Consider the following 25817-nt stretch of genomic DNA (forward strand, 5'->3'; position numbering starts at 1 on the left):
TGGGTCCGCGCGCCTGCGATTGCCGTTGGCGGTTTAGCTCTTGAACTTCCGTTTGCGCGCCGCTTCGGATTTCTTCTTCCGCTTCACGCTCGGCTTCTCGTAGTGCTCGCGTTTTCTCACTTCGGAAAGAACGCCCGCTTTTTGGCAGGTACGTTTAAATCTGCGGAGTGCGCTGTCCAGTGTTTCGTTTTTTCCCACTTTGACTTCTGACATATATCTCCCTCCCTCCACTGCAGACCTGGGGAAGATCGCTTATACATTCACCACAAAATTATACACGATAACGACAAGCACTGTCAATATCAGCCCGGAGGCCAACTCATGAAGCGCCCGCCGAGAATATGCCAGTGGATGTGGTAGACCGTCTGGCCGCCGTTGTCCTTGGTGTTGACCACCGTGCGGAAACCGTCCTCAGCCAGGCCCAGTTCGGCCGCCACCTTGGGAATGACGGTCATAATATGCCCCAGAAGGGGGATATCGTCGGCGCAGGTCTCGCAGAGATGGGGGATATGGCGCTTGGGCACCACCAGTACATGTACGGGAGCCGCCGGATTGATATCGGGGAAGGCGACGACATGCTCATCCTCGTAAATTATCTTCGCGGGGACCTCTTTGGCCGCGATCTTACAGAAAATACAGTCTTGCTGCCGCATTAGCTTTCTTCCTCTCCGCCAAGCTTCACCGCTTAGTAGTATACGCGTTTTCAGGAAAATATTCTGCCTTTTTCTGCGATATCCTGCCGCCCGTGTCCGGGCAGGAAAAAATTAGCCCACGATCTCGCCCCACAACCCGTCCCGGAGGAGGCCGCGCAGCCTCACGGGGCGGATCTTGCGGGCCAGGCCGCTGTCGCCCTCCGCATAAACGCGCATGTAATTGCCGGTCAGACCCTCGATGCCACCGTCGGCCGCCGGCTCGAACAACACCATAAGCTCGCGGCCGAGAAACCGCTCGTGGAAAGCGACCGCCTGCCGGTCGGCCAAAGCCTGCAGCGCGGCGACCCGGCGCTTCTTCTCCGCCTCGCTCACCTGCCCGGGGAAAGCGGCCGCCGGCGTCCCCTGGCGGCGCGAATAAGGAAAGACATGGATGCGGGCGAAAGCCATGTCGGCTGCGAAGGCCAGGGTGTTGGCGAACTGCTCCGCCGTTTCGCCGGGGAAACCGACGATGATATCGGTAGTGATAGCGATATCCGGCACGCGCTCCCGGATGCCACGGATCAGGTCGCGATACTCGGCGGTCGTGTAGTGACGGTTCATCGCCGCCAGGATGCCGTCGTCGCCCGCCTGAAGAGGCAGGTGCAGGTGAGGACAGAGCCGCTCGTCCTCGCGCATGGCAGCGATCAGCGCGTCCGAAACCTCGATGGATTCCAGCGACCCGAGACGCACACGGGCCACGTCCGGCACGGCCAGCACCGTCCTCACCGCGTCGGTGAGGGTGGCCGCCCCGCCCGTCTCCAGCCCATAGGCCCCCAGATGGATGCCCGTAAGCACGATCTCCCGGAAACCGGCGGCGACGAACTTCGCCGCCTCCCGACCGATGCTGTCGAGCGGACGGGAGCGCAACGGGCCGCGCGCGTAGGGGATGATGCAGTAAGTGCAGAAATTCGCGCAGCCTTCCTGGATTTTCAGGAAAGCGCGGGTGCGGCCGGGAGCGGCGAACAGCGGGATATCCTCGAAAACATCCGCGGCCATGATATCGCCGACCGCCCTGATCTGCCGGCGGCTGGCGGCAGCCTCCTCAGCCAGGTCGACAATCCGCTGGCGGTCCTGGGTGCCGACGATGACGTCCACCCCGGGGATGGCCTCCACCTCGCCGGGCGACACCTGGGCATAACAGCCGGTCACCACCACGGTTGCGCCGGGGCCGGTGCGGGCGGCGCGGCGGATAAGCTGGCGCGACTTGCGCTCCCCCAGATGGGTGACCGAGCAGGTGTTGACGACATAGACGTCGGCGGGCTGGTCGAAGGCCACCACCTCATAACCGCGCGCCTTGAACAGCCCTTCCATCGTTTCGGTCTCGAACTGATTTACTTTGCAGCCCAAAGTGGTAAAAGCTACTTTTGGCATCGCGCCTCCGTCGGGGACCGTAGGCAATCCCCCTGCCGCGTCAACTTTTTCCCTTTATCTTCTCTAAATAGATAAAGCTGAGACCGTCGGTAACCGTTTCCGTCTTGAAGGGTATGTAGCCATGTTTCTGGTAAAGGCGAATATTGGCGACGCTTTTGTGTCCGGTAAAAAGCTCGAACCGGCCGCAGCGCGGAAAAAACTCCTCCATCCCGGTCAGCAGCCTACTGCCATAGCCCCTTTTCTGATAATCGGGGTGAACGACAAGCCGGCCGACATGACACGTTCCGTCCTGCTCACGCCCCCTTGCCGAACCGACGATTCTACCGTCGACCACCATCTTCAGAAATACCCGGGCGGAAAATTCCTCCTCGACCTCTACAAGCGTCTGCGTCAGAGGCGAAATCCGGTAATCGCCGTAAATTTCCGCTTCGCTTATATAAGCCAACCGTTGCAAGGCCAAGATTTCGCCGGCGTCAGTCACATTCGCCTTTTCTATCACCGAATTGACCTCCCTTAGTAACGTTGCGGCCGTAGCCTTCCGCCGCTACCCAAGATCGCCCTTCTCGTACATTACGATAGCCAGCGCCGCCAACGACGCCGTCTCGGTGCGCAGAACACGCGGACCGAGGGTGGCGACGCGCGCGCCGCGCTCCCGGCACAGCGCGACCTCCTCCAGGCTGAAGCCACCTTCCGGGCCTACCAGCAGCAGGTACGACGACGCCCCGCCGCCGGCCAGGATCGCCCGCAGCGGCTCGCCGCCCTGCCCCTCGTACAGCATTATAATCTCCGTATCCGCCCCGGCCTCCGCCAGCGCATCGGCCAGCGGCCGCACCGGTGCCACGGCGGGCACGACGTCCCGGCCGCACTGCTTGGCGGCCTCGGCGGCGATCTTCTGCCACCGCTCCCGGCGGCTGACCTGCTTGGCCGCGTCGTAGCGCACCGTGCAGTTCTCGCACGCCAGCGGCCAGACAGCCGCCGCGCCGAGCTCCACCGCCTTCTGGACGATATACTCCAGTTTATCTCCCTTCGGCAGGCCCTGAGCCAGCGTAACGGCCACCGGCGGCTCGTGCTCGGCCGCCAGCCGCTCGCGCACCGCGGCCTGGACCGACGCCGCCTCCACGGCGGTGATCACCGCCCGGGCGGCGTGCCCGGCCTTGTCCGCCACGACAATCTCCGCTCCCGGACCCAGGCGTAGCACCCTGCCGATATGGCGGGCGTCAGGCCCGGTGATCGTCACCGTGTCAGCCAGTTCGCCGGCGATGAAAAAACGGCGCACCTCACTCGTCCCCCCGGCGGGCCAGGATGGACGCCCAGCCGCCTTCCTCCAGCACCTTCTCGACCTCCAGGCCGGCGGTGATGATGGCATCGGTCACGTCGCCCAGCCGGTCGGCGATAACGCCGCCCGCCAGGAAAAGGCCGCCCTCCTTGAGCCGGTCCGGCACCGAAGGGGCCATGCGGATGATGACATCGGCGATAATATTGGCAATGATGAAATCGGCCCGGCCGGACAGGCCGGTCAGCAAATCGCCCTCAGAGACCGTAACCGTGGCGGCCGTGCCGTTCGCGGCCACATTCTCGCCGGCGATCCTGACCGCCAGCGGGTCGTTGTCCACCGCCTGCACCTCGCCTGCCCCCAGCTTGGCGGCGGCCACCGCCAGGATGCCCGAACCGGTGCCGACATCGAACACGGTGTCGCCCGGCCGCAGCGCCTCTTCGAGCAGTTCCAGGCACATCGCCGTCGTGTGATGGGTGCCGGTGCCAAAGGCCATCCCAGGGTCGAGCTCGACGACGACATCGCCCCGGGCGGCGGGGTACTCCTGCCACGACGGCTTGACCACCAGTCGCTCGCCCACCCTGATAGGATGGTAATATGCCTTCCAGGCATTGGCCCAGTCCTCCTCGCGCACCTCGCGCAGGCGGATGAGACCGCGCCCCTTGTCAATATCATGTCTGGCCAGCTCGTCGACCTGGCGTTCGAACACGCGCAGCTTGTCGTCCAACTGATCGTCCGCCGGCAGGTAGGCCTTGACGGTTACGACGCTGTCGTCCTCGGCCTCCGGGATGTCGCAGTAGTCCCAGGTACCCGAACGCTTGTAGGAATTGACGAGCTCCGGGTCCTCGATAACCACGCCGCTGGCGCCCAGTCCGTGAAAAATATCGGCCACCGCTTCGGTGGCCTCATGGGTGGTCTGAATACTGATCTCTGCCCACTTCATGCTCGCCTCGCCCCTCTCGATGCAGTTACACCCCGAAAGCGTCCTTCACCTTTTTGAAGAACCCCTTCTCCTCCGGGTTCACGTCCTCGCCGCCAAGCCGGGCGAACTCGGTCAGAAGCTCGCGCTGGCGGTCGGTCAGCTTCTTAGGGGTGACCACCTTAACGCGGACATGCTGGTCGCCGCGGCCATGGCCCCTGAGGTGGGGGATGCCTTTATCCTTCAACCGGAGAGTTGTGCCCGACTGGGTGCCCTCCGGAATGCGCACCTTCACCTGGCCGTCGAGGGTGGGCACCTCGATCTCGTCGCCGAGGGCGGCCTGCACGATGCTTATCGGCACCTCGCAGATAACGTCGTCATTTTCGCGCGTAAACAGCTTGTGCTGTTTAACGAAAATATAAACATACAGATCGCCGGGCGGACCGCCGCGCTCCCCGGCCTCGCCCTCGTGGGCGACGCGCAGGCGCGAGCCGGTGTCGACCCCGGCGGGAATTTTGATCTTGATGCGGCGGCGGTTCCTCAATTTGCCGCGGCCGTTGCACTCCGAGCAGGGGGTGCGGACGATCTTGCCCTCGCCCCGGCAGCGTTCGCAGGTCTTGACGTTGACCATGCGGCCGAAGGGAGTATTCTGCACCGCCTGGGTCTGGCCGGTGCCGCGGCAGTTGGGGCACGTCTCGGGATGGGTCCCGGCTGCGGCGCCCGAACCGCGGCAGGCCGTGCACTCCTCCGTCCTGGGCACCTGGATCTCGGTCTCAAGGCCGAAGGCCGCCTGCTCGAAAGTGATCTCCATATCGTAGCGCAAGTCGGAACCACGTTCGGGGCCTGCCGGCCGGCCGCCGCCGAACCCGGCCTGACCGAAAAACATATCGAATATATCCCCGAAACCGCCCGCACCGCCAAAGCCGCCGAAACCGCCGGCCCCGCCGCCCGACGCGGCGTCGAAAGCGGCGTGCCCGAACTGGTCGTACTGGCGGCGCCGCTCCGCATCGGACAGCACCTCGTAAGCCTCGTTGATCTCCTTGAACTTCGCCTCAGCCGCCTTGGGATCGTCGCGGTTAACGTCAGGATGGTACTGGCGGGCCAGCTTGCGAAACGCCTTTTTTATCTCGTCTTCCGAGGCCGACTTGGCAATTCCAAGCACCTCGTAGTAATCTCTCTTGCTCACTCCACACCATCCCATAATCCGGCATAAGTCGCCGAACAAATCTCAAAGATTAAAATCGACTGCCGGGACTGTCTAGAAAGCTCCAGATGCAAGGCGGACCGGAGGATGCGCTGCGACGGCGTACTTGGTTGCGTACGTCGAGCGGCGCATCCGAGGACCAACGCCGCAGATGGACTTTCTAGGAGTGTGTTGCAAAACCCATTGAAATCAAACCGGAGATTCCCTTGAAACCAGGGAAATCAAGGCCTGACGGCGAATTTACCTGTAGAGGTGAACGCCGTGTTAGGAAGCCAAGATAAACAGACCAGCTTATTGGATTTAGAAGCGTGGCTGGATGGTCCGCTGGTCGATCCCGATAGCATTTACGGACTGTTTGCCCGGTGGGGCGAGCGCCTCATCCGGGAAGAAGACTTTGCCGACCTGTACAGTGCCGTTGGCCGGCCTTCGGTTTCTCCGGCTCTGCTGTCGAAAGTGCTGTTGTTGATGTATCATGACAACGTTTCGGATCGGGAAGCGGAACAGCGCGCCCGCTATGACCTGCGCTGGAAAAAAGCGCTGGGTCTGGGCCTGAACGAAACGGGCTTCGACCATACGGCCCTGTGCCGGTTTCGTACCCGGCTGCTGCTCAATAAGCAACAGAAGCTGGTTTTTGAACGATTTGTCCGCCTCGCCAAAGAAACGGGGATCTTGAAGGACCGGGGACTGCAGATTCTTGACTCCACCCAGGTGCTGGGAGCGGGCGCTCTCCAGGACACCTACACCTTAATTAAAAAGGCCATCCAGAAGATGTTCGCCGTAAGCAGTCATGCCGGCGGTACGGCACGGGACCGGTTGAACGCCCTTTCTTTGTCCTTGGATTACAGCCAAAACGGCAAGGAGAAGATCCGGTGGGATGATGCTGAAGCCAGAACCCAGCTCCTCCGCCAGTTGGTCGGCGACGGTCGCGCCATCTTGGATGCGCTCAAGGGGGCCGAATTGACGGCGGACGAAAAGACGGCCATGGAACTCCTGGGTAATGTCACCGAGCAGGATATTGTCACCGATGACACCGGTATCCATCTCAAACAGGGCGTGGCTCCTGACCGCATTCTTTCGGTAACGGACCCGGACATGAGGCACGGACACAAAACCTCAAGCGGCAGGTTCAACGGCCATAAGAGCCAGATTCTCATGGACGAAGCCAGTGAACTTATTACCGGCATCGATATCACTGCCGGAAACCGGCCGGATGGCGAGTCGGTCGATCCCTTGTTGGCGGGAACCCTCGTCAAGCCTGGCAAGCTGCTCGGGGATACCGCGTACGGCACACTCGAAGCCCGCGATCAGATGGCTAAACATCAAGTAACGCCGGTGGCGCCGCTGCCAGGGGCTCACGCCCCGAAGAAACGGTTTGGCAAACAGGACTTTACCATCGATTTTGGGCAAGGAATCTGCTGGTGTCCGGCGGGAGAAATCACGGCCACGGTCCGGCATCGCAAGGGCGGCATTGATGTGTTTGTTTTCCCCAAAGCGACCTGCAACCGTTGTAAGTTCCGGGACCAGTGCACCCGTCACGGCAAGGGAAAGACGATTGAGCTGCATTCGCAGGAAGAGCGGCGGCGGGAGATTCTGGCCGAGATGGCCACAGAAGAATTCCGAACGCTGTACGTGAAGCGGGCCAAGGTGGAGCGAAAAGTGGCGCACCTGATTCGCAAAGGAATGCGTCAAGCCAGATATATAGGCAGAACCAAAACGCTCCTTCAGGTCGCGTTTACCGCAGCAGTGGTGAATATCAAACGGCTCTATACACTTACCCGGGACCAAGTCTGCCCATCGGTCGGGCTCCCAGCGGTCCTGGTGGGTCAGTAAGGGCCATAGGGGATAGAATCAAACGTTATTCTTTCCGGCATATCCCTAAATTGAGGTGACGGGCCGCCTTTTTAACCATGATGGGTACTCAATGGCCACAGTATACAGGGGTTTCGAAACACTCTCCTAGGCAGTCCCCATGTAAATGTAACTCGCTATTTCTTTTTGTCGTCGTCCATTACTTTATAATCCGCGTCAACGACCTTCTCGTCCTTGGGCGCTTCCTGGGCGCCGGGGCCGGCTTCCGGGCCGGCCGCGCCCTGCGGGCCGGCCTGGTTGTAAACCGACGAGGTCAGCTCATACAGCGGTTTGGTCAGTTCCTCGGTATCGGCCTTGATCTTCTCGATATCGCTGCCCTTGAGGGTTTCCTTGAGCTTGTCGGCCGCCTGCTGTACCTTCTCCACCAGCGCCTTGTCAGCCTTGTCGCCCAGATCCTTGATCGTCTTCTCGGCCTGGTACACGAGCGAATCGGCGCTGTTGCGGACCTCGACCTCCTCGCGGCGCTTCTTGTCCTCGGCCGCGTGCGACTCGGCCTCCTTCACCATCCGCTCCACTTCGTCCTTGGCCAGACCGCCGGAAGCGGTGATGGTGATCTTCTGCTCCTTGCCGGTGCCCAGATCCTTGGCGGACACGTGAACAATGCCGTTGGCGTCGATATCGAAGGTGACCTCGATGCGCGGCACGCCCCGCGGCGCCGGCGGAATACCCGAAAGCTCGAAACGTCCGAGGGTCTTGTTATAAGACGCCATCTCCCGCTCGCCCTGCAGCACATGGATGTCGACCGACGGCTGATTGTCGGACGCGGTCGAGAAAACCTGGCCCTTCGACGTCGGGATGGTGGTGTTACGGTCGATGATCTTGGTGAACACGCCGCCCAGCGTCTCGATGCCGAGCGACAGCGGCGTAACGTCGAGCAGCAGCACGTCCTTCACTTCGCCCACCAGCACGCCCGCCTGGATGGCGGCGCCCACGGCCACGCACTCGTCGGGGTTGATGCCGCGGTGCGGTTCCTTGCCGAGGAACTTCTTGATCGCCTCCTGCACCGCCGGGATGCGGGTCGAACCGCCCACGAGGATAACCTTGTCGATATCCTTGGGAGCGAGGCCGGCGTCCGACAGCGCCTGACGGGTGGGTCCCATGGTCGCCTCGACCAGGTCGGCGGTCAGCTCCTCAAACTTGGCGCGCGTCAGGTTGACGTCGAGATGCTTCGGACCCGACTGGTCAGCGGTGATGAACGGCAGGTTGACGTTGGTCGTCAGCACGCCGGACAGCTCGATCTTGGCTTTCTCGGCCGCTTCCTTGAGGCGCTGCATCGCCATGCGGTCCTTGGTCAGGTCGATGCCGCTCTCCTTCTTGAACTCGGCCACCAGCCAATTCATGACCCGCTCGTCGAAATCGTCGCCGCCCAGGCGGCCGTTGCCGCTGGTCGCCTTGACCTCAAACACGCCGTCGCCCAGCTCGAGGATGGAAACGTCGAACGTGCCGCCCCCGAGGTCGAACACGAGGATAGTGTGATCCTCGCCCTTGTCGAGGCCGTAGGCCAGCGCGGCCGCGGTCGGCTCGTTGATGATGCGCAGCACCTCAAGGCCGGCGATGGCGCCGGCGTCTTTGGTTGCCTGGCGCTGGCTGTCGGTGAAATAAGCGGGCACCGTGATGACCGCCTTGGTTATCTTCTCGCCCAGGTATGCCTCGGCGTCGGTCTTCATCTTCTGAAGGATCATCGCCGAAATTTCCTGGGGGGTGTAATCTTTGTCGTCGATCTTAACCGTGTAATTCGTGCCCATGTGGCGCTTGATCGAGCTTACCGTGCGGTCGGGGTTGGAGACGGCCTGCCGCTTGGCCAGTTGGCCCACCAGGCGCTCGCCCGTCTTCGAGAAACCGACCACCGACGCCGTCAGGCGGCTTCCCTCCGCGTTGGGGATGACCACCGGCTCGCCGCCCTCCATAAAGGCGACCACCGAGTTGGTCGTGCCGAGGTCTATACCGATGACTTTTGCCATGCTTTCTTCCTCCTTAGAATGAATCTATAAAAAACTTAACTGTTGCTTACGACTTTGACCATACTCGGGCGCAACACCTTCCCGCCCATCTCGTACCCCTTCTGCAGCTCCTCGACGATCAGGCCGTCGGCCTGGCAGGCATCCTCCACCCTCATCACCGCTTCGTGGCAGGCCGGGTCGAACGGGTTGCCGACCGCCGCGATCGGCTTCACGCCAAGCCGCTCAATTATGCCGCCGAGCTGACGATACACCAGCTCCACCCCGGCACGGAGCTGAGCGGCGTCCTGGGTGGAAGCGGCCAGGGCCCGCTCGAAATTATCGAGGACAGGCAGCAGTTCCTTGAGCACGCCGTACGCCACCACCTGGGACAATTCCTCCTTCTCCTGGCGGCTCCGGCGGCGGTAGTTGTCAAAATCCGCCTGCAGCCTCAGAAGCCGGTTGTTCAGTTCCTCCATCGCGCGGTTCTTGTCATCGAGCGACTCCATAATTTCCTTCATCTCGGCGCAGTCGAAGCACACCTGCCCGTCGGCGGCGTTCCCCGCCGCATCCGCCGCGTTTTTCCGCTGTTCCGTTTGCTTGCGTTCCTCCATATTGACCATATCACCTCGCGTATATAAATCGACCCACACCATGACGGCAGACGCCGGCTAAAAATCCGGCATGCCCGCGTCGCCCGCGACCTGTTTGGCGGCGTTGGCCCCTTCCTCTTTCTTCTTGATGATCGTATCGATGCGGAGGATAGCCACCGCCACCTCGCCGGCCGCCTTGATGGCGTGCAGCTTGACCGGCACCGGGTCGACGACCCCGCGTGCCAGCATATCGGCGATCTCGCCGCTGTCGCAGTCGACGGCGAGCGAGTCCGAGCCCTGCGCCGCCTGGGCCGCCATGACCTCCTCCACCTTCTCCAGGGGGTTGAAGCCCGCGTTCTCCACAATCTGCGAAAGCGGGCGCCTGAGCGCGCTGGCCACGCAATCCACGCCGTAAGCGGCCATCCCCTTGATATTCTCCCGCGCCTTCTCGACCTGCCGGGCCACGGCCACCTCGATCGCGCCGCCGCCGGGCACGCAGCCGCCCTTTACCGCGGCCTGTAGGCTGGAAGCGGCGTCCTTGGCGATGCGCTCCCGCTCGCCGACCACCTCTTCCGTCGCCGCGCCCACCAAAATAGTGGCCATCGGCTTGCCCCTGCCGCCGAGAATGCGGATCTGTTCCAGCTTCTCATCCTCGAAAATCTTATCGGCAAAACCCAGATACTTTTCGATCTCGGCCGGATCCTTCTTCAGCCCGGTGCGCTTGACGGGACGGGCGCCACAGTGCTCGGCCGCCCGCCGCATATCCTTGTTCGACACCCGCTGCACCACCATGATCCCGGCGTCGGTAAGGATCTCCTCCGCCGAATCGTGCACGCCGCGGTCGACCAGCACCACCTTGACACCCAGCGCGGCAAGCTTGCGGATGTTGGCCTTGAACTCTTCCTGAAGCTCTATGTAACGTTTGAAACCCGCCTCGGTGCCGAGCGCACCGTCCTCGATCTCCTCCGGCTCCAGCGCGTCGTCCACCAGCAGCAGTCTGGCGCCTTCGACCGCCTGCGGCATATCCTTGCTCATCCGCTCCTTGTCGACGATCACGCCCATAAACACCTCGTTATCCGCCCCTTCCTCGGCGGTAACGATATCTGACAGCTTAAAATTGGCCTCTTTGAGCTTCTCCAGGCCGATCAGCCGTGCGGCGGCCACCACCAACTCGGCGATGTCGCGGTGTTCGCGTCCGGCGATCACGGCGATGTTCGTCAGCACCGGATCATCCACCGAACCGACCTGGCGGGCGCGTTCCCTGACAGCGTCCAGGGCGACGGCGATACCGTGCCTGACGCCCTCGATAACCCTGGCCACCGGCACGCCGCGGATGACCTGGTTGACGCCCTCGGCCACCAGCCCGCCGGCCATAATCGTAGCGGTCGTCGTGCCGTCGCCCACCTCGGCCTGCTGGGCCTTGGCAATATTTATCAGCATCTTTGCGGCGGGGTGATTGACATCCATCTTATCGAGAATAGTTACGCCGTCGTTGGTGATGATAACCTCGCCGAAACGATCCACCAGCATCGTATCAAGGCCCTTGGGGCCGATCGTGCCTTCCACCGAAGCCGTGATGGCCCGCACGGCGCTGGCGTTGGTGAGCAGCGCCGCCAGCCGTTCGTCGACCTCGGCGCCGCTGCCCGCTTGTTTCAGATTCATACGATTCCTCCTGCTATATACATATATTCTTAGCTGTTGCCGCATTATGTATGACTGCCGCCGCGACCGGGCAGACCCAGGTGGGACTGCCCGGTCGCCGGCGGTCAGTAAACCTTGAACTTCTTCAGCGTCTCGCCGAGGTGGCGGTGCATAAACTCCAGCACGGCCATGGTCTTCCCGTATTCCATGCGGGTGGGACCGAGCACGGCCAGCGTGCCGATCACCTGGCCCTCGATGCGGTAGGTGGCCTGCACCATGCTGCAGTTCTGGATGCCGCTGTACTTGTTCTCCTGGCCGATGGTCACGACGACGCCCTCCCCGTCCTGCATATGGAGGATATCGGCCAGCAGCTTTTCCTCCTCCAGCATGGAAAGCAGGCCGCGGATCTTCTCCACATCGCGGAACTCCGGCTGAGCCAGAAGCTGAGTCGTACCGCCAAGGTAGACCTTCTCGTTCCGCTCGACGGCCAGCGCCTGGCGGAGGATCGCCAGCGCCGTCTCGAACAGCGCCGGATTTTTTAAAATATCGTTCCTGATCTCCCTGAGCAGCGACTGCTTTATCTGGTCGAAGCTCAGGCCCGCCAGCCGCTCGTTGATGCTGGCCGCGATCTGCTGGAGATCGGGGAAGGAAGTGCCCTCGGGAATGTCGATGACCTTGTTCTCCACGAAACCGGCGTCAGTCACCACCACCACGATCGCCCGCCGCTCGTCCAGCGGCAGGAACTGGAGGTACTTGAACAGCGCCTGGGAAAACTGCGGCGCGGTAACCAGCGAAACGCTGCGGGTCATGCGGGAAATGATCTTGGCCGTCTCCTGGAAAACCTCCTCGATGCTGCGCACCCGCGACTCGTACCAGTTGGTGATCAGGCCCACATCATGCTCCGATATTTTCGGCTGCTCCAGCAGACAGTCGACATAGAAACGGTAACCGCGCGGCGACGGGATGCGGCCCGCCGAAGTGTGCGGCTGCTCCAGGAAGCCCAATACCTCGAGATCGGACATCTCGTTGCGGATCGTCGCCGGACTGAGGCCGAGCGAGTACTTGCGGGCAAGCGTCCGCGACCCGACCGGCTCTGCGGTGCTGACATAATCGTCTACAATGGTCTGGAGAATCTTGCGTTTGCGTTCGTCAAGCATCGGCCACCCCTCCCTCGTGCCGTAAAAAAACGATCTTTCCCGGTCATTGTTAGCACTCCTCTTGATAGAGTGCTAACACCTACTAAAAAAATACCATTCCCGCCCGTCAATGTCAAGATTATTAGCGCTCTTTCCCGCCCCGCGGGGCAACTTTTCGCAGCTTAATCGGGGAGAAAGGCGGCGAACACTATATTGCCGAACTTCTGGCCCTTTTCCGTGAGGCGGAGGCTACCCTCCCCGGCCGTCACCAACCCCTGCCGCGCCAGCTTGTCCGCCGCCGCGCCGTAAAGCCGCGGAAACTCGCGGCCGAAGCGGGCCGCGAAATCTTCGTAGGAAACGCCGGCCGCCGTCCGCAGAGCCAGAAAGGCGTATTCCGCCATCGCCACCGCCGCCTCCGGCCGCTCGCGGCTGGCCAGCGGCGACTCGCCGGCCAGCGCCCTGGCGATATACTCTTGCACATCGGCGGTATTCGCCAGCCGCTCCCCCTGCCAGAAGGAATGGGCGGCCGCCCCCACGCCGATATACGGCTCATAGCGCCAGTACCTGAGATTATGGCGGCACTCCGCCCCCGGCCGGGCGTAGTTCGAAATCTCGTAGCGGGCGAAGCCCCGCGCCGGCAGAAAGCTCGCCGCCAGGTCGTACATCGCCTCATCCTCCGCCTCGTCAGGTAGCACCAGGCGCCCTTCCGCCGCCAGACGGGCGAACGGCGTCCCCTCCTCCACCTTCAGGCCGTAAACCGAAACATGCTCCACCGGCAAAGCCGCCGCCTGCTCCAACCCGGCGCGGAACCCCGCCGCCGTTTGCCCCGGCAGGCCGTACATCAGGTCGATGCTTATCCTCCCAAAACCGGCCTTTCTGACCGCCGCCACCGCCTCCGCCGCCTGGGCGGCGGTATGGATGCGCCCGGCCGCCGCCAGCACGCCATCGTCGAACGCCTGCACGCCCAGGCTGACCCGGTTGGCGCCGTTCGCCCGCAGTACGGCCAGCTTGTCGCCATCCAGCGTGCCGGGGTTTGCCTCGAAAGTGAACTCGGCGCCGGCGGCCACCGCGACGTTCGCCCGCAGGCAGCGGCCGAGCTCCTCCAGGCACCCGGCCGGCAGCACCGTCGGCGTGCCGCCGCCGATATACACCGTATCGACCGTACAAACCGACAAAAGGCCGCCCTTGCCGGCGATCTCCCGGCACAAGGCGGCTGTATAAGCTGCGTAAAGGTCCTCTCTTCCGGCAACGGAAGGAAAGTCGCAGTACAGGCATTTCTGTTGGCAAAACGGGATATGGATGTAAAGACCGATGCTCATTTGCCGACTCTCCCCGAGGCTTTAATCCATCTTCAAAACGGCCATGAACGCCTCCTGCGGCAGCTCCACGCTCCCCACCTGCTTCATGCGCTTCTTGCCTTCCTTCTGCTTTTCCAGCAGCTTGCGCTTACGGGTGATGTCGCCGCCGTAGCACTTGGCCAGCACATCCTTGCGCATCGCCCGCACCGTTTCCCGGGCAATAACCTTATTGCCGATTGCGGCCTGAATGGGGATTTCGAACATCTGGCGGGGGATGATGCCGCGCAGCTTCTCCACAAGCTGACGGCCGCGCTGGGTCGACCGGTCGCGGTGGACGATGGCGCTCAGCGCGTCGACGACCTCGCCGTTGAGCATGATATCCAGCTTCACCAGACTCGACTCCTTATAGCCGACAAGCTCGTAATCGAGCGACGCATAACCGCGGGTCGACGACTTCAGGCGGTCGAAATAGTCATAAATAATCTCGCTGAGCGGCAGCTCGTAAGTTATCATTACCCTGGTGGGGTCCAGATACTTCATATCCTTGTAATCGCCGCGCTTCTCCTGGGAAAGCTCCATCACGCTGCCGACAAAATCGTTGGGCACGATGATCGTCGCCTTCACATACGGCTCCTCGATATGGTCGATCTCCTGCGGCACCGGCATCTTCGAGGGATTCTCGATCTCGAACACCTCGCCGTCCGTCTTGAAGACCTTGTAAATGACGTTGGGCGCGGTGGTTATCAGCGCCAGATTGTATTCCCGCTCCAGCCGCTCCTTGACAATGTCCATATGCAGCAGTCCCAGAAAACCGCAGCGGAAACCGAAGCCTAAAGCCACCGACGTCTCCGGCTCGAACACCAGGGAAGCGTCGTTGAGCTGTAGCTTCTCCAACGCGTCGCGCAGATTATCGTAATCCGACGTCTCCACCGGGTACAGGCCGCAGTACACCATCGGCGTCACCTTGCGGTAGCCCGGCAGCGGCGCGGCAGCTGGCCTGGCGGCATCGGTCACGGTGTCGCCCACCCGCGTATCCTTCACATTCTTGATGCTGGCGGCCAGGAAGCCGACATGCCCGGGCTCGAGAGAATCAACCTTGGCCGGGTAAGGACGGAAGATGCCAACCTCATCGACCTCGAAAGCTTTATCGGTGGCCATCATCTTAATCTTCATGCCGGGGACGATGCGCCCCTCCATCACCCGTACATAAACAATAACTCCCTTGTACGAGTCGAAGCGCGAATCGAAAATCAGCGCCTTAAGCGTCGCTCCCGCATCGCCGGCGGGCGGCGGCACCTTATTGACGATCGCCTCGAGGACATCCGCGATACCCGCGCCCGTCTTGGCGCTGACCAGCACGGCGTCCGACGCGTCGAGGCCGATGACCTCCTCAATCTCGTGCTTCACCTTGTCGGGATCGGCGCTCGGCAGATCGATCTTGTTGATTACCGGGATTATCTCCAGGTCATGCTCAAGAGCCAGATAAACGTTGGCCAGCGTCTGCGCCTCAATGCCCTGGGCGGCGTCGACGACCAGCAGCGCCCCCTCGCAGGCCGCGAGGCTGCGGGACACCTCGTACGTAAAATCGACGTGCCCGGGGGTGTCGATGAGGTTAAGCATATACTTTTCGCCATCACGGGCGGTGTACTCCAGCCTCACCGCCTGCGCCTTGATGGTGATGCCGCGCTCGCGCTCCAACTCCATCTGGTCCAGCACCTGGTCGGACATCTCGCGGGCGGATAGCGTCCCCGTAAACTCCAGCAAACGGTCGGCGAGAGTCGACTTGCCATGGTCGATATGGGCGATGATGCAGAAATTGCGGATATGGGCCGTGGCCATGAAGCGTTCTACCTTTCTGATGATCGCATTATTCCCGGCCGTTGATAAAGCCCCAGATGCGGTGCAGTTGGGGCTTTATCAACGGCTGATATATAATTATAGCATCTGCCCATTTGCCCCGCAAGCCACCCCCTATCGCTTAACGGCATCCATAAGCTCGCGCACGAGCGGCCGCAGTTCCCCCCAATAGCCGGCCAGTTCCCGCTTCGTCCTTACGGCCGCGGCCACGAACTGCCCGCGCCAGACCACCAACCAGTAAACGGCGCGGTCGAGCTCCACCCGGACAACCGTCGGCACCGTCAGCCTCCGTCCGGCTACCTCAAGAGAGAGAGAATCGCCGTTGGCGCTTATCGACCCCACCGGATAAACCGCCCTTACCCCCCAGCTCTGGCCCAAAACGTACGCCCGGTAGTAGCCGGATGCCTCCCGGCGGACATTAAGCGCCTGGCCGAACTCGTGCCTGGCCGTCAGGCGATTGAGCTGGTTGTCCGCCACAACCACGCCGGCGGCGATGGCGAAAACGAGAATAAGTATGCCGCGGCTTATCGTTCGCGCATCCGCCGCCGACAGTCCGAGAAGCATGAAGACACCTCCTGCCTGTATTATCCAGCCAGGTTCGTATCCTTATACATAGAGACCGTTGATAAAGCCCCATCTGCGTTGTTGCGGCTTCGCGTCCGCCATCCCCAACGTCCGTCCGGTGTTTCCGGTGCCGCCCTTACGACTCAGACAAAATCTCCGCCACCACATCGCCCAACAGCTCGATGCTGCGGATCGCCTCCTCCTTGCTGCTCTCCTGGCTGCCCACCTCAATAAGCAGCGCCCGCGGATGCAGATGCTGATTATAGCGCCAATCCACCAGCTGGATGCCGCGGGACAGACCGGGGAAATGCTGGTTCAGCCTGGCGTCGATCAGCTTGGCGAACGCATGATTCTGCTGCCAGTGCGGCTGCACCAGGTCCTGCTGTCCCATGCCCACCACCAGCGCGATACGGGCCATCGCCACACCGTTGACGGTCACCGTCACATTATCCCGCTTTTCGGCGTCGCGGTGGATGTCGAACACCATCTGGATAGACGGGTAATCGGCCAGCATCTTCCGCACCGTTTTCTCCGAAGGACCGTAAGCCTTCATGAAGCTCGGAAAATCGTGGATATTCCTGCTGTGTACCGCCGCGATGCCATGCTGAGCCAACCGCTTTTGCAGGGCCGCGCCGACCTCGACGATCTCGCCCCGCTGACCGCCCGGCTTGTGGGACGCCCCGCAAGACGGAACGAAAGACTCGGCGGTATGGGTGTGATAAATGCCCACCAGCGGTTTGCCGTCCGGGGTGACCCCCTTGAATTCGAACTTGGGAAAATTGGGCAAGGTAATGGCGCTTACGGCCGGCGTTCCGGGTTTGAAAAGACCCATCAAGGGTATCTCCGCCCGCAGCAGCGACCGCATATCCTTGATATCGACCCCGGTAACGAACAGAATCACCTTGCGGATGAACGACTGCACGGTAACCACCGGCCTCACCTTGACCGGCGAAACGCCGTCACCCGCGCCGAAACCGGGGATGCCGGACGACAGGATGTCCCGCCACGGCACGAGGAAGCCGGGCACTTTGCCCCCCTGCCCGGAATCGCCGCCATCCGTCGCCCCCTGAGCGAACACGATGCAGTAAACACCCGAAAACATGGCGGCGATTACGACCGCCGCCGCGGCGATCAGCCACAATTTCCTCTTCTCGCGTTGCTTGCGTTCCCGTCTAGTTACCATCGCCGCCTCCAGCATGTACAAATGGTATTGTTTACATACCATGTATATGCTTGGGCTTGCGGCCTTTATGCCAGGGAAGCCGGCCTAAAAGTCCAGCTGCTGTGTCGCCCCTTGCAGCGCTTGCATGCGTGTTCGGAGCACGCGGCGCGCTTGTCGGAGCGCCTTGCATCCGGGCCTTTACGCCGGCTTCCGGCAGTCCGGATTCTTTTGCGGCTAGTGCAGATACATATGGATGTTCTCGTAGTCGATGTTGGGATGCATTGCCTGGTTGATGCCCCCGGCGACGACGCTGGCGATATCCTCGATCAGACGGTCAACTTCCTTCGGCGTCACCATCAGATCGCCGAGCGTCTCCGGCAGCACCTGACGCACGATCATATTGCGGTCCTGGTCGCTCAGGTTCTCCATGCTCTTGAAATAACGCGCGAACGCCGCGTGCTGCTGCAGCGTGTTGATGGTATCCATGGCAATCGTCGAGGCATGGACGACGGTCGGTACGCCGACGGCGATAACCGGTACCCCGAGCGACTGCTTATTTAGCCCGAACCGCTTATTGCCGACGCCCGAACCGGGGCTTATGCCCGTATCGGCCAGTTGGACGGTGGTGATGACCCGGTGGCTCGACGCGGCGGCCAGCGCATCGACGGCGATGACCAGGTCGGGACCGATCTTGCTCACGATCCCATGGACGATCTCCGCCGTTTCCATCCCCGTTATCCCCAGCACGCCGGGCGCGATCGCGCATACCGAACGCACGCCGCCCTTCAGCTCCGGCGTAAGCATCCCCTGGAGATGGCGGGTCACGACGATTTTATCCACCGCCCGCGGCCCCAAAGCATCGGGGGTTATATTCCAGTTCCCCAGCCCCACCACCAGAACGACGGCCTTCGGCGGCAATTTGGCCAGACTCACCAGCTCGTCGGCCAGATACTTCATCACCTTATCCTGCAGGGGCGTGTTCTTCTCTCGCAGACCCCGGGCCTCGATGGTCACGTAGCTGCCCTGCAGCTTGCCCATCATCCGCTCGGCCTCCGGGGTGGCGATATTCACCCTTGTGATCAGAATCTCCTCATCCTCGGCGGTCTCCACCATAACCCCCGGGATGTCCTCCCGCGTCCTGCGGGTCAGCGCTTCCCGCGCCTCCAGCGCCAGGTCGGTGCGCGGGGTGCCGTACTCGTTCATGGCCGTCACTCCTGTCCTAAGCATAAATTCGCGTGTTTAGCCGAAACTATCTTAACCGGGTTTTTCGGCCCATATTCGGCTGCCTGTCAAATCGTCGCGCTTCTTTTCCAGCGGCGAAAAATCCGCGCGGCTTTCCTGTGGAAAGAGTTGCTTGCTTTTTACGACTTGACGTGCTAAAATAATTTGGGTAAAGAGGTCAAAGGAGGTGAACCACTTGCCGAACATCAAATCTTCGGAACGCAGCGTTAAAACCGACGCTTCCCGGCGTGCCCAGAATTTCTCCGTCAAATCAGCGGTGAAAACCGCCACCCGTAAAGTGGCTGACACGGTCACGGCCGGACAAGCCGACGACGCCAAGGCCCTCCTGACCAAAGCAAGCAGCGTGATTGACAAAGCGGCCGCCAAAGGCGTTATTCATAAAAATGCCGCCGCGCGGAAAAAATCCCGTCTGGCGAAGAAAATCAACGCCATCGAAAGCAAATAACAAGCACGAAAACGCCTGTCCACCGGACAGGCGTTTTTTATGTACCCAGGCCGTTGATAAAATCGCTTGCGGCTTTCGGGCATGGCTTAACCAGCAGCAGTTAACGGCACATCTCGATAACGATCCGCTCCAACACATACTTGTCCGCCCGGCCGTTCTTCAGGTCCCGGTCGGCCTCAGCCAGGGACACCAGCGTCCGCCGCAGCGCCGCAGCCGTAAAGCCCCGTCCCTGGCGCAGCAGTTTCTCACCCACGAACGGCGGCACCCCCAGCTCCGCGGCCACCTCGCGGCTGCCCGCCCCGCCGTCGGCCAGCTCCTTGCCCCGCCACAGCATCCTCACCTGGCGGGTCAACAGCGCCAGCAGCCGGAGGGCGTTCTCCCCGGCGGCCAGCTGCTCGGCCAACAGCTTCAGCGCCTTGCCGGCCTGCTTCTGGCTCACCGCGTCGATCATCGCGAACACCGACACCTCCGGCACCGCCGACATGGCCGCCAGCACATCCTGGCGGGTTATCGTCTGCCCGCGCGCGTACAGGGCGATCTTGTCCAGCTCATTGTCGAGCAACCCCAGGGAAAGCTGCGGCATCATGCTGAACGCCGCCAGCAGTTCCTCGGCCGCGTCGGGGGCCAGCCTGCGGCCGAGCTCGGCCAGCTTGGCGGTAAGCCATGGGCGGATATCCTTCGCCTTCAGCGGGCTGACGTCCACCGCAGCGCCGCAGCGCTCCACGCACTTATAGAGCTTGCGCCGCTTGTCGGCCGTGTCGGCTGTCATGAAAACGACGTGGCTGTAATCGGGCATCGCCTCCAGCAGCTTAAGCAGCCGCTCGTCCCCGCCGCCCTCCCCTTCCTCGCTTTTCGAAGAGCGGAACAGGTTGGTGCCGCGGATGACGATCACGTTCTTGCCGCCCATGAAAGGCACCGTCTCGATGAGATTGGCCAGCTCGGCCGGCGGCGGGTCGCGGTCCAGCACCGCCAGGCTCATGTCGCGCTCCTCCGGCGGCAGCAACGCCTCCGTCACCGCCTTCTCCAGGCGGCGGGCCAGGTAGGTCTCCTCGCCGTGGATGAGATACACCGGCCGCACCCGGCCCTTCTTTATTTCCGCCATCGCCTCGTTATAATCCATGCCGCACCTGCCTCGCTAGAACTACCATCAGTATTTCGGCGGCCCGGCGGCGATACCCTTCATTTTGCCGGCGCAAAAGGCGGCCGGCCCCACAGCCCGCCGCCTTGCCGTTACCCGCTTTGCCGGTCACTCGCCGGTCATAAACTTCTTTACCTGAACAAATAGATACTCGCCCCAGGATTCGGGGATGGGCTGCTGCCAGTCGGTGCGGTTCTCCTCCTTATCCTCGAGCCTTTCCAGCAGCGCCCCCTGGCGGGTATAAGAATACATGCCGTAGTGCTGCATGCGGTTTTGGGCGAAATCGTAATAACCCTTGTCTATTATGTAGCCGAGATGCTCCCAGCCCCGCAGCGGGCGCCCCTGCTCTTTGCGGGCGGCCCGCATCGCGGCCGCCTCCTCCCCGCTCAGGTCGAGGCGCAGCCAGACCTCGGCATACACCTTACCGCTGTAGGGGTCGCGGAAAAACCTCGCGTTGGCGGTATCCACCGACGCCGTCATCCTGATATTGTTGCCGATCACCTTGTAACGGTCGCGCAGCGACCGCTCCACCATCGTCTCCTGGTACGCGGCCTCGTACAGCTTGATCCGCTTGTAAATATCGTCATCCACCGTCTTGGGCACGATGGCCTCCCAGGGAATCCTCTCCGGGGGAGCCTCGCCGAGCTCCAGGATGCGGTCGTCCTTAGTCATCGCCACGACGCCGACAATCTTATAGCTGGCCTTGTCCAGGCGAAAATACTTATGCACCAGCGAATAGCGCAGCTCCTCCCACTCCGGGCTGTAATAGCCCAGAGCCTTGACCTTCCTGATCATCTCCTCCCGGCCTTCCTCGCTGTAAACGTTCTTCGTCCAGACATCGTAATACGGCCGGTTCCCCTGCGGGTCGATGCAATACTGCAGGCTGTCGGTATCCATGTAAACGTGGTGCTGGCTGATAAATCCCACCAACTGGTACTCCGCCGCCGCCGGGGACGGCCCGGCCAGCAGCGCCGCGCAAACGGCAACAGCAGCCGCCAGCCTCGTCGCCGCGCCCCTCATGATCCCGCCTCCCTTGCCGCCTACTCCTCGACAATACTGACCGCCTCGGGATACTCCTTGATTATCCACACCGCCAAACCGATCGCCTTCTCGATCAGCGACCCCGGCGGCGGCGTCTCCTCCCGCAGCGGCAGCCCCTTAAAATCGACCGCTTCGATTATCTTGCCCCGGTCGTCGTAATGAATAAGCCGCAGGAGGGAGAACTTGCCCGCATCCGGAGTGAACCTTATATGGGTTAGCGTCGCGCTGAAGTTGAAAAATTTCTCGCCCCGGCCCTGCTTCGCCTGCGTCTCGATCATCCTCGCCTTGCCGGCCGGCTTATAGGAGCTCTTCACCCAGAACTCGACCCGGTACTTGTCAGTGTCCTTGTTGTGGACAAGCATCAGCGTGCTCAGATCAATATAAGTGTCGTACTCCGGGTATGAAGCGACGAACATGTACCGTTTAGGGTCCTCGGTCGGGCGCTTGGGGGGCTGGCCGGGCACCTTCCGCTTCTGCCCGTCGCCCGGCGGATTCAGCACCAGCGGCCCGCCGCTCGGCGTCACCATTTCATCGATGGCTTTAGCCCGCACGGCAAAATTCAGGTTCTGGCCTTCCGCCCGGTGGCCCACCGAAACGCCGACAACCTCGCCGGCGGCATTGACCACCGGTCCGCCGCTCGAGCCGGGCGAGATCGGCGCCGTCATCTGGAAAACCTCGCCGAAGCTCCCGATCTTCCGGAACCCGGAAACGATGCCGTCCGACACCGTAAAACTCAGCCCCTTCGGATTACCGAACACAAATATCCGTTGCCCCTTGACGACCTCATCCCGGCTGATCCTTAGAAACGGCACCGGCTCGATCACATTGCCGACCGTCGCCTTGACGATGTCGGCCTCGGGGTGGATGGCGACAACCTTCGTCACCGGGTATTTCCGGCCGCTCGGCGACACCGCCACCGCCGAAAAAGCGTCCTTCAGCACATGGCGGTTGGTCAGGAACTCGCCCTCCGGGCTGATGAAGAAACCGCTGCCGAGACCATACTGATCGCCATCCCGGTCGTACATGACGATAAACAGCACCGCCGGTTCGACATCCTTCACCAGTTGGGCGAGGTCGGCCTCGGCAGCCGCCGGCGACGCGAACGCCATCAGCAGCGCCGCCAGCAGCAAACACAGGATTATTCTCTTCCCCTTCGTCGCCGCAACCATCGCCCAACCCCCTGGAACAATCGACATATATTTCATTATTAGTCGCTTTACTGCCAAAATCCTCTATTGCCCGCCCCGGCAAGTCTCCACCGTAAGTTCCCTGCCGTCGCTGCGGAAAACCACCGCGCCGTCGCGGTCGGTGCGATAGACGGCCACCCCCCGCGCCGCCAGACGCTGCAGCGCCTCGGGATGCGGATGCCCGAAGCGGTTGGCGTGACCGGCGGAAATAACCGCATAGTCAGGCTGGAAAGCCGCCAGCAGCTCGGGCGTCGTCGCCGACCTCGCCCCGTGGTGGCTGACCTTCAGTACGCCGCCCGCGCCCGGTACGCGGCCGGCCAGCATATGTTCCTCCCGGCCGCCCAGGTCGCCGGTCACGAGAAACCGGTGGCGGCCATACTCCACCAGCACCACCGTCGACTCCTCCCCTCGCCCGACCCGCCCCTCTCCCGGAGCCTGCACGACGCGAATAGAAACGTCGTCGAGGAGGATACTCTGCCCGGCATAAGCAGGCACCACGCCCCGGCCGCCGGTAACCCTGAGCACCGCCCGCACCGGGGCCGCGGGCTCGTCCTGCGGCACCAGCACAGTGCGCACCGGCAAAGCGGCGACAACGGCGGCCGCGCCGCCGGCATGATCCTGGTGGCCGTGCGTCAGCACGAGATAATCGAGCGCCGTCACGCCGTAATGGCGCAGATACGGCACCACCACCCGCTCGCCCACGTCAAAGCCGCCGAACTCCCGGCCGCCGCCCGCGTCAATCAGCACGGCGCGGCGGTGGGGCGTCACGATCAGCGTCGCGTCGCCCTGGCCGACGTCGATGAAATGAACGGCAAGCGGCCGGGGATAATTCGCATAACCGAAATAAACAACGATAAAAAGGGCGAGCACGGCGGCGGCACGCCGCGGCCAGCGCCGGACAATGGCCGCCGGTCCCGGCAGGCGCGGCAGCAGACCGTACGCCCACGCCAGAACAAAATAATATGCCGTCCCCGCCGCCACCCCCATTGCCGGGAAATGGAGCGTCGCTCCCGGTACGGCCGACAGCCAGGCCGCCAGCTTTACAGCCACGCCCACCAACTGGGCGCAAAACACCAGCAGCAGCTTGCCCACCAACGGCAAAAGGGGCGCCGCCAGCACGGCCAGTAACCCGGCGACCACGACCGCCTCGATGACCGGTAAAATGACGATATTGGCGACAAACGAGGCCGGCGGAAGGCTGCTGAAATACCAGAGCAGCAACGGCACAACGCCAAGCTGGGCGGCGGCCGTCGCCGCCAGCGGGCCGGCCAGCCATGGCGGCAGGAAAGACAGGGCCGCGGCGGTCGGCGGGTATAGAAGCACCAGCCCGAGAGCCGCCCCGAAGGATAACTGAAAACTAATATCGAACAACAGAGCCGGCTGCCAGGCCAGCATGCCGAGGGCCGCCAGCGCCAGCGCCTGCAAGGTGTCCCGGTCCCGTCCCAGCACCACCGCCGCCAGCGCCGCCAGCCCCATCACCGCCGACCGCAGCACCGGCGGTGTCAGCCCGGCCAGCAGCGCGTAAACGATCACTGCTGCCGCCGCGAGGCCGGCGGTCTTTGCCCGCCGCAGCCCGAGCCGCGCCCCCGCCCAAAGCACCGCGCCCGCCACCAGCGCGATATGCGCGCCGGAAACCGACAGGATGTGCACGAGGCCGGTCGCGGCGAAATCCCGCACCACCTCGCGTTTAATGCCCGCATAGCCGCCGAACAGCACGCCGCTTATCACCGCCGCGTCATCCGCGGCAACCGTCGCGCGGATAAACTCCGTCATCATCTGCCGCCAGCCCGCCACCATGGCCATAGGAGAGCTATCACCGCCAGGTGCGGCGCGGAAATCCCCCGCCCGGGCTGTCATGCGGGCGGTCACGCCTTCCAGGCGATAAACCGCAGCCACATCCGCCTGCCCGGGATTATTGTAGCCGCGCAGAATATCCACCCGGCCGCGCACGCTCACCCTGTCGCCGTAAGCGGCCACAGCCGCCCGGCGCGGCTGGCGGAAACTCACGACCACTTTGCCCGCTACCGGCTCCAAGCCTCCCTGTCCGACGTCCACCGCCGCTGCGGCCACTACATACCTCACTATTACCGTTTCGTGGTCCACATCCGCCCACCGGGGCAGCCCGTCCACCGCCCCATGCAGCGTAACCGTCCGCCCGGCGAACCGGCTCACATCGTAAGGCGAAATCACCTCCGCCCCGCCATAGCGAAGCATACCGGCAACGAAAAACAGCGCCGCGGCGGTCACCGCCACCGTCCGCGCCCCCCGCCGCACCTGCGCCAGAGCGACAAGCAGCAGCCCGGCCGCCAGCGCGCCCAGTACCCCGGCCGCGACACTCACCGCGGTCGCCAGCCACACGCCGCCGGCAAAAGCCACCGCCAGCAGCGGGAGAATAGCAAACATAGCAATTCGCCACCCGTCAATCGTTGTCAGGCATCTCATTCCATATTTCCGCCAACTTCGGCAAAATCCTCCAAAAATGGCAAAAGAGCCGCAAAACGGCTCTTCATCTCCCCTGCGTGCCGCACACACCGCCCGGCTACAGGCTTATTTTATCCTTGAGCTGCCTGAACTTGCTCTCACCGATCCCGTTCACCTTCTTGAGCTCCGCTATATCGCGAAAAGGCCCGTGGGCCTTGCGGTAATCCACGATGCGGCCGGCCAGGACGGCGCCGATGCCGGGCAGCTTCTCCAACGCCGCCTTGTCGGCCGCGTTGATGCTCACCCGTCCGGACCCCTCTGCCGCGGACGCGTTCGGCACGCCGCTGATCGGCACATGGATCTGCATCCCGTCCCCGACCGCCTGGGCCAGGTTGATCTTGTTGGCGTCCGCGCCGTGCGCCAGGCCGCCGGCGGCGTTGATCACATCGATCACCCGGCTCTCCTGCCCGACCTTGTACACGCCCGGCTTGGCCACCGCGCCTGTCACATAAACCACCGGGCGGCTGTCGCGGGCCGCCGGGGACTGGTTCGCCGGCACCACGCTCGCCGTCTTCTCCGGCACGACGAATTTCCGCCACTGGTCATAGAAACTCCCGGCCACGATTACCGCCGCCAAAGCCAGGATAATCAGCCAGCGCCGCCTCAGAGCGTTCAAATCCGTCCCTCCCCCGGATATACTCGCTATATTATTCGCCACGACATCCCTTGTTCCTACATAGGCCGTCAAAAAAACAGAACCGGCCCTATCGGACCGACGTCGGTTGCCGATAAAACCCCATCTGCGTCGTTGCTCCTCAGAGCGCTTG

General features: G+C 62.6%; 24 protein-coding genes. 2 read left to right on the plus strand and 22 right to left on the minus strand.

The genetic code is table 11. The features are described 5' to 3' along the window. Nucleotides 1–33: 33 nt before the first annotated feature. From rpsU to dnaJ, 7 genes are all read right to left on the minus strand, one after another. Nucleotides 34–213, minus strand: a complete 180-nt coding sequence (rpsU, locus tag Q4T40_11955; GenBank protein ID MDT8901959.1) for a 30S ribosomal protein S21 — start codon at nucleotides 211–213, stop codon at nucleotides 34–36. Between the two features lie 89 nt (nucleotides 214–302). After that, nucleotides 303–653: a histidine triad nucleotide-binding protein gene (locus Q4T40_11960; GenBank protein MDT8901960.1), complete on the minus strand. Its 351-nt coding sequence runs from the start codon at nucleotides 651–653 to the stop codon at nucleotides 303–305. 111 nt (nucleotides 654–764) lie between these two features. Continuing rightward, nucleotides 765–2063: a tRNA (N(6)-L-threonylcarbamoyladenosine(37)-C(2))-methylthiotransferase MtaB gene (mtaB, locus tag Q4T40_11965; protein ID MDT8901961.1), complete on the minus strand. Its 1299-nt coding sequence runs from the start codon at nucleotides 2061–2063 to the stop codon at nucleotides 765–767. A 40-nt stretch (nucleotides 2064–2103) separates the two neighbouring features. Next, nucleotides 2104–2562, minus strand: coding sequence for a GNAT family N-acetyltransferase (locus tag Q4T40_11970; protein MDT8901962.1), 459 nt, complete (start codon nucleotides 2560–2562; stop codon nucleotides 2104–2106). A 45-nt stretch (nucleotides 2563–2607) separates the two neighbouring features. Next, the gene (locus Q4T40_11975) at nucleotides 2608–3339 is read right to left on the minus strand and encodes a 16S rRNA (uracil(1498)-N(3))-methyltransferase (protein ID MDT8901963.1); all 732 of its coding nucleotides are present in this window, start codon (nucleotides 3337–3339) and stop codon (nucleotides 2608–2610) included. A 1-nt stretch (nucleotide 3340) separates the two neighbouring features. Beyond that, nucleotides 3341–4279, minus strand: coding sequence for a 50S ribosomal protein L11 methyltransferase (prmA, locus tag Q4T40_11980; protein ID MDT8901964.1), 939 nt, complete (start codon nucleotides 4277–4279; stop codon nucleotides 3341–3343). A 25-nt stretch (nucleotides 4280–4304) separates the two neighbouring features. Continuing rightward, nucleotides 4305–5441, minus strand: a complete 1137-nt coding sequence (dnaJ, locus tag Q4T40_11985; GenBank protein ID MDT8901965.1) for a molecular chaperone DnaJ — start codon at nucleotides 5439–5441, stop codon at nucleotides 4305–4307. Between the two features lie 279 nt (nucleotides 5442–5720). Between dnaJ and Q4T40_11990 the strand changes: the two genes are divergently transcribed. Next, nucleotides 5721–7289 carry an IS1182 family transposase gene (locus Q4T40_11990; GenBank protein ID MDT8901966.1) on the plus strand — a complete coding sequence of 523 codons (1569 nt, stop codon included), beginning with the start codon at nucleotides 5721–5723 and terminating at the stop codon, nucleotides 7287–7289. A 155-nt stretch (nucleotides 7290–7444) separates the two neighbouring features. Here the strand turns inward: Q4T40_11990 and dnaK are convergent, their stop codons facing one another. The 10 genes from dnaK to Q4T40_12040 form a co-directional block, all read right to left on the minus strand. Next, nucleotides 7445–9289, minus strand: coding sequence for a molecular chaperone DnaK (gene dnaK, locus Q4T40_11995; GenBank protein MDT8901967.1), 1845 nt, complete (start codon nucleotides 9287–9289; stop codon nucleotides 7445–7447). Between the two features lie 35 nt (nucleotides 9290–9324). Next, the gene (grpE, locus tag Q4T40_12000) at nucleotides 9325–9888 is read right to left on the minus strand and encodes a nucleotide exchange factor GrpE (protein ID MDT8901968.1); all 564 of its coding nucleotides are present in this window, start codon (nucleotides 9886–9888) and stop codon (nucleotides 9325–9327) included. A gap of 48 nt (nucleotides 9889–9936) precedes the next feature. Further along, complete coding sequence (locus Q4T40_12005; GenBank protein ID MDT8901969.1) at nucleotides 9937–11520, minus strand: TCP-1/cpn60 chaperonin family protein; 1584 nt, start codon at nucleotides 11518–11520, stop codon at nucleotides 9937–9939. Nucleotides 11521–11624: 104 nt separating this feature from the next. Continuing rightward, nucleotides 11625–12656: a heat-inducible transcriptional repressor HrcA gene (hrcA, locus tag Q4T40_12010; protein ID MDT8901970.1), complete on the minus strand. Its 1032-nt coding sequence runs from the start codon at nucleotides 12654–12656 to the stop codon at nucleotides 11625–11627. Nucleotides 12657–12817: 161 nt separating this feature from the next. Next, nucleotides 12818–13954 carry a radical SAM family heme chaperone HemW gene (hemW, locus tag Q4T40_12015; GenBank protein MDT8901971.1) on the minus strand — a complete coding sequence of 379 codons (1137 nt, stop codon included), beginning with the start codon at nucleotides 13952–13954 and terminating at the stop codon, nucleotides 12818–12820. A gap of 21 nt (nucleotides 13955–13975) precedes the next feature. Continuing rightward, entirely contained in the window at nucleotides 13976–15772 is a 1797-nt protein-coding gene (gene lepA / locus Q4T40_12020) for a translation elongation factor 4 (protein ID MDT8901972.1), read from the minus strand. A 132-nt stretch (nucleotides 15773–15904) separates the two neighbouring features. Continuing rightward, on the minus strand, nucleotides 15905–16354 hold the full coding sequence (locus Q4T40_12025) for a hypothetical protein (GenBank protein MDT8901973.1): 450 nt from the start codon (nucleotides 16352–16354) through the stop codon (nucleotides 15905–15907). A gap of 136 nt (nucleotides 16355–16490) precedes the next feature. Beyond that, nucleotides 16491–17537, minus strand: a complete 1047-nt coding sequence (locus tag Q4T40_12030) for a stage II sporulation protein P (GenBank protein ID MDT8901974.1) — start codon at nucleotides 17535–17537, stop codon at nucleotides 16491–16493. Nucleotides 17538–17750: 213 nt separating this feature from the next. After that, nucleotides 17751–18719 carry a GPR endopeptidase gene (gpr, locus tag Q4T40_12035; protein MDT8901975.1) on the minus strand — a complete coding sequence of 323 codons (969 nt, stop codon included), beginning with the start codon at nucleotides 18717–18719 and terminating at the stop codon, nucleotides 17751–17753. A 51-nt stretch (nucleotides 18720–18770) separates the two neighbouring features. Further along, nucleotides 18771–18944: a hypothetical protein gene (locus Q4T40_12040; protein ID MDT8901976.1), complete on the minus strand. Its 174-nt coding sequence runs from the start codon at nucleotides 18942–18944 to the stop codon at nucleotides 18771–18773. Here Q4T40_12040 and rpsT point away from each other — a divergent pair. Beyond that, complete coding sequence (rpsT, locus tag Q4T40_12045) at nucleotides 18934–19203, plus strand: 30S ribosomal protein S20 (protein MDT8901977.1); 270 nt, start codon at nucleotides 18934–18936, stop codon at nucleotides 19201–19203. The genes Q4T40_12040 and rpsT overlap by 11 nt on opposite strands. A 100-nt stretch (nucleotides 19204–19303) precedes the next feature. Here rpsT and holA read toward each other — a convergent pair whose 3' ends face one another. From holA to Q4T40_12070, 5 genes are all read right to left on the minus strand, one after another. After that, nucleotides 19304–20323, minus strand: a complete 1020-nt coding sequence (holA, locus tag Q4T40_12050) for a DNA polymerase III subunit delta (GenBank protein ID MDT8901978.1) — start codon at nucleotides 20321–20323, stop codon at nucleotides 19304–19306. 126 nt (nucleotides 20324–20449) lie between these two features. Continuing rightward, nucleotides 20450–21361 carry a hypothetical protein gene (locus Q4T40_12055; protein MDT8901979.1) on the minus strand — a complete coding sequence of 304 codons (912 nt, stop codon included), beginning with the start codon at nucleotides 21359–21361 and terminating at the stop codon, nucleotides 20450–20452. A 20-nt stretch (nucleotides 21362–21381) separates the two neighbouring features. Then, nucleotides 21382–22551, minus strand: a complete 1170-nt coding sequence (locus Q4T40_12060; GenBank protein ID MDT8901980.1) for a serine protease — start codon at nucleotides 22549–22551, stop codon at nucleotides 21382–21384. Between the two features lie 63 nt (nucleotides 22552–22614). Next, the gene (locus Q4T40_12065) at nucleotides 22615–24972 is read right to left on the minus strand and encodes a DNA internalization-related competence protein ComEC/Rec2 (GenBank protein MDT8901981.1); all 2358 of its coding nucleotides are present in this window, start codon (nucleotides 24970–24972) and stop codon (nucleotides 22615–22617) included. Nucleotides 24973–25108: 136 nt separating this feature from the next. Then, nucleotides 25109–25666 carry a ComEA family DNA-binding protein gene (locus Q4T40_12070; GenBank protein ID MDT8901982.1) on the minus strand — a complete coding sequence of 186 codons (558 nt, stop codon included), beginning with the start codon at nucleotides 25664–25666 and terminating at the stop codon, nucleotides 25109–25111. Nucleotides 25667–25817 lie beyond the last annotated feature (151 nt).

The sequence above is a fragment of the Selenomonadales bacterium 4137-cl genome (assembly GCA_032334055.1).
GTDB classification, from domain to species: domain Bacteria; phylum Bacillota; class Negativicutes; order Sporomusales; family UBA7701; genus Anaeroselena; species Anaeroselena agilis.

What these genes read in the sequence shown, in the direction of transcription:
- prmA (MDT8901964.1), bottom strand. Translation starts at nt 4,279, where the DNA reads ATGAAGTGGGCAGAGATCAGTATTCAGACCACCCATGAGGCCACCGAA.
- rpsU (MDT8901959.1), bottom strand. Translation starts at nt 213, where the DNA reads ATGTCAGAAGTCAAAGTGGGAAAAAACGAAACACTGGACAGCGCACTC.
- dnaK (MDT8901967.1), bottom strand. Translation starts at nt 9,289, where the DNA reads ATGGCAAAAGTCATCGGTATAGACCTCGGCACGACCAACTCGGTGGTC.
- Q4T40_12025 (MDT8901973.1), bottom strand. Translation starts at nt 16,354, where the DNA reads ATGCTTCTCGGACTGTCGGCGGCGGATGCGCGAACGATAAGCCGCGGC.
- Q4T40_12005 (MDT8901969.1), bottom strand. Translation starts at nt 11,520, where the DNA reads ATGAATCTGAAACAAGCGGGCAGCGGCGCCGAGGTCGACGAACGGCTG.
- holA (MDT8901978.1), bottom strand. Translation starts at nt 20,323, where the DNA reads ATGGATTATAACGAGGCGATGGCGGAAATAAAGAAGGGCCGGGTGCGG.
- hrcA (MDT8901970.1), bottom strand. Translation starts at nt 12,656, where the DNA reads ATGCTTGACGAACGCAAACGCAAGATTCTCCAGACCATTGTAGACGAT.
- lepA (MDT8901972.1), bottom strand. Translation starts at nt 15,772, where the DNA reads ATGGCCACGGCCCATATCCGCAATTTCTGCATCATCGCCCATATCGAC.
- Q4T40_12030 (MDT8901974.1), bottom strand. Translation starts at nt 17,537, where the DNA reads ATGGTAACTAGACGGGAACGCAAGCAACGCGAGAAGAGGAAATTGTGG.
- Q4T40_12055 (MDT8901979.1), bottom strand. Translation starts at nt 21,361, where the DNA reads ATGAGGGGCGCGGCGACGAGGCTGGCGGCTGCTGTTGCCGTTTGCGCG.
- mtaB (MDT8901961.1), bottom strand. Translation starts at nt 2,063, where the DNA reads ATGCCAAAAGTAGCTTTTACCACTTTGGGCTGCAAAGTAAATCAGTTC.
- hemW (MDT8901971.1), bottom strand. Translation starts at nt 13,954, where the DNA reads ATGAGCATCGGTCTTTACATCCATATCCCGTTTTGCCAACAGAAATGC.
- Q4T40_12060 (MDT8901980.1), bottom strand. Translation starts at nt 22,551, where the DNA reads ATGGTTGCGGCGACGAAGGGGAAGAGAATAATCCTGTGTTTGCTGCTG.
- grpE (MDT8901968.1), bottom strand. Translation starts at nt 9,888, where the DNA reads ATGGTCAATATGGAGGAACGCAAGCAAACGGAACAGCGGAAAAACGCG.
- gpr (MDT8901975.1), bottom strand. Translation starts at nt 18,719, where the DNA reads ATGAACGAGTACGGCACCCCGCGCACCGACCTGGCGCTGGAGGCGCGG.
- Q4T40_12065 (MDT8901981.1), bottom strand. Translation starts at nt 24,972, where the DNA reads ATGTTTGCTATTCTCCCGCTGCTGGCGGTGGCTTTTGCCGGCGGCGTG.
- Q4T40_12040 (MDT8901976.1), bottom strand. Translation starts at nt 18,944, where the DNA reads ATGTTCGGCAAGTGGTTCACCTCCTTTGACCTCTTTACCCAAATTATT.
- Q4T40_11960 (MDT8901960.1), bottom strand. Translation starts at nt 653, where the DNA reads ATGCGGCAGCAAGACTGTATTTTCTGTAAGATCGCGGCCAAAGAGGTC.